The 2,549-nt window shown below is 47.3% G+C and carries 3 protein-coding genes, 1 tRNA gene and 1 pseudogene; 1 reads left to right on the top strand and 4 read right to left on the bottom strand.

Annotated elements, in window-relative coordinates; all coding sequences use genetic code 11:
- Positions 1-314, top strand: a pseudogene (locus tag B7L70_RS12385) (hypothetical protein); the annotation flags it as partial.
- Between the two features lie 112 nt (positions 315-426).
- On the opposite strand, the gene B7L70_RS12380 reads toward B7L70_RS12385, so the two are convergent.
- The 4 genes from B7L70_RS12380 to B7L70_RS12370 all read right to left on the bottom strand — a co-directional run.
- Positions 427-525: transfer RNA gene (locus B7L70_RS12380), tRNA-Thr, on the bottom strand.
- Between the two features lie 267 nt (positions 526-792).
- Positions 793-1,923, bottom strand: coding sequence for a zinc ribbon domain-containing protein (locus B7L70_RS12375; protein WP_081228439.1), 1,131 nt, complete (start codon positions 1,921-1,923; stop codon positions 793-795).
- A complete protein-coding gene (locus tag B7L70_RS13645) occupies positions 1,910-2,080 on the bottom strand; it encodes a hypothetical protein (protein ID WP_162009184.1) in 171 nt (56 codons plus the stop codon). The genes B7L70_RS12375 and B7L70_RS13645 overlap by 14 nt, the downstream gene beginning before the upstream one ends.
- Before the next feature lie 211 nt (positions 2,081-2,291).
- A partial coding sequence (locus tag B7L70_RS12370) for a M48 family metalloprotease (protein WP_162009183.1) occupies positions 2,292-2,549 on the bottom strand: 258 nt, incomplete at its 5' end.

Here is a 2,549-nt window from a genome sequence, read left to right as displayed (position 1 = left end):
CTGAGGCATCGGCAAGGCCGGTCATAGCCTCAATAAATGCACTAGACCGATTCCTGCACACGAAACCAAGCCTCAAGTGCGAAATATACAAAATGCTCGACAAAGCGCTAAAAGACCTAATACTCAGGGGAGACATAACACACATAATACTATTCTCACCATACGGAAGCCCACAGGGTCCTGAGGAAGGAAACCACTCGGAATACGGCGTCTACATGGCCACAATAACAAGACCTAGGCATGAGGATACAGTTAAAATACACGAAATCGGCTATCTATTCAACGAAGCCGTTGAACAAACCATGACAACATAAACTATGAAACTGAATGTACAAACTCATCTCAATATGGCATTATTACTTAAGACCAAGCAGTTTCCCATCTAACTTCACTAAACGCTTGAGATGCATTATCAAGGACAAAGCATGGAGCCCCGGCCGGGATTCGAACCCGGGACCTCCCGCTTACGAGGCTTGCACGGGGCTTTCGCCCCAGGGCGCTCCGACCGGGCTGAGCTACCGGGGCGTGGTCTTATGATGTTGTGGTTTTTTAGTTTTTTGTTCGTGGGCATTGGTTTGTGAGGCTGCTTAAGTCGCCTCATTTTCCCTCATCTCAGCGTCCTTACTGGCCCCTCCCCGCCCTGAAGGGCGAGGCTTTAGGTACGTTTTTGTAAATACCAAGGGGCTTGAGGTTGAGGTTTGGGTCTGATTATGCGTGTTGAGGATTTTTGCGGTCTTTTATTTCAATTGGGTTTCATATTCCCTGCACTAATAAGCACTTGCTTGGTTGTTTTTATTGAGCTTTCTCTCTATCTCCTGGATGAACTTCTTTAATTGCCCAGTACATGGGTACCTTGTCTCTTGGTGCTTTGAATCCGCAATTTGTGCATACCATGGTTCTTCCCTCTTCCTGGGTTAGCTCATGTTCGCACCTTGGGCACTTCCTGCTATACAGCCTCCTGAACTCATACGGTGCGCCGTACCACTCCAACTGAGTAACCAATAACTTCACGAACCCCTTGAGCCCCGATAGAAGCAACTTACCAACCCTCCCTCCATACTTCCTTGTGAGGAGTTCCTTCAAGCTTTCCCAATCAACATCGTCAATAAACACCATTGCCTTGTACCTGAGGGCTTTCTTAGTGAGTTTCCTAGCTAGGAAAACCGCCTCAGCCCTAATGAGCCTATATGCACGACTTCTAAGCCTCCTAGCCATCCTCCTAGTCCTCTTGGCATTTGCCTCATCATCAAGTCCAAGTCTCTTTAATCGCCCCACCTTCCTTTCCCGCCTCACTGCTTGATTATAGAGGGACACGATTCTCTGCGGGTTAAGTCCTTCTTGCTTAAATGAGACAATTTTACCATTCCTTATCAAGCCCCACGCAATACCATGACCCCAGGAATTAACATCAACAGCTAAGATGTACTCACTAGGGATGTAGGACTCTACCTCACGTTCAGCGATTAAGGCTAGATAGGGCTTATCATCCTTTAAACCAATCATTGCGAACCTAACATCGCCACTCTCCCCAACCCTATCAATGACCCACCTAGGCATTGGGACCTCAACAACAGAGCCAGGCTCGCTCCTACAAACCTGACGCAACCTAATGACATCGCTCCTAAAGTCAAGAACCACAAGTGCTTTCCTATCACCCTTCATGGAGCCATCGGCATAAATCCTCAACGTCTTCAGTGGTACCCATGTCTCAGCAAACCACTTTTTAGGCGTGGTTCCAAAAACTAGACTCTCCATAAAGTTCTTGAAACCATAAAGTTGGTGTTGAATTGTTCTAGGTAGGTCTGGCGTCCAGACCTCGTAATCTCTATAGGCTAGGTTTGATAAAGCCATCAACCGCTTAATGTAGTCAGCATCGCACTTGTCCCTCGGTAGTTTAATGAGTATTGCCCTATGAGCCTTCACCCTCAATCACCACCGCTATCCCAGCAACCTCCTTACCAATGTACTTAGCCAACTCTTTGCCTCCTTCATCGATGTACACATCAATCCTAACATAGACCCTATCACCAACCCTCCTCCCAACAGTAACCCTCCCCTTGAAGTAAATTGCCTCAGGCATCACCAACATTAACGAGGCTAGATTTATAAACTTTTTGCCTAATCAATTGTTAAATTAGGCAAAGGTTTATAAGCAAGCCCTTTACCTAGGTCTTGTCCCGCCACCGGAGGTAAAGTGCCGGTGATGGGGTGGGCTTAGACCCAGCCCCGTGGGCTGTGACTAGATGATACCCCGAGGATGGGGCCGTAGGTCCGACGGCGTAGGGAGCCAATCAGTGACGAGAAATCCCGAAGCCAAATGAGGGGAACGGGGCATTTTGCGGTATAATTCTTATTAATCTGGCTGAGACTGTGGGGTGTGTGTTGAGGGTTCTTAATTTCTTGATTTTTCCGCTGGTTAATTCGTTGTGTAGCTCCCTCCATGCGACTTTTATGAGTGCTGTTGCTAGGTCTTTACCTTGTACGAACCTCATTGCGTATTTGTCTGCGGCGTATTCGCTTAATTTCATTGTGAGCGTTATTGTGAGTAG

Source organism: Vulcanisaeta sp. EB80 (genome assembly GCF_002078205.2).
Note: the sequence above shows the minus strand (reverse complement) of the source record. Positions and strands in the feature narration are given on the sequence as shown.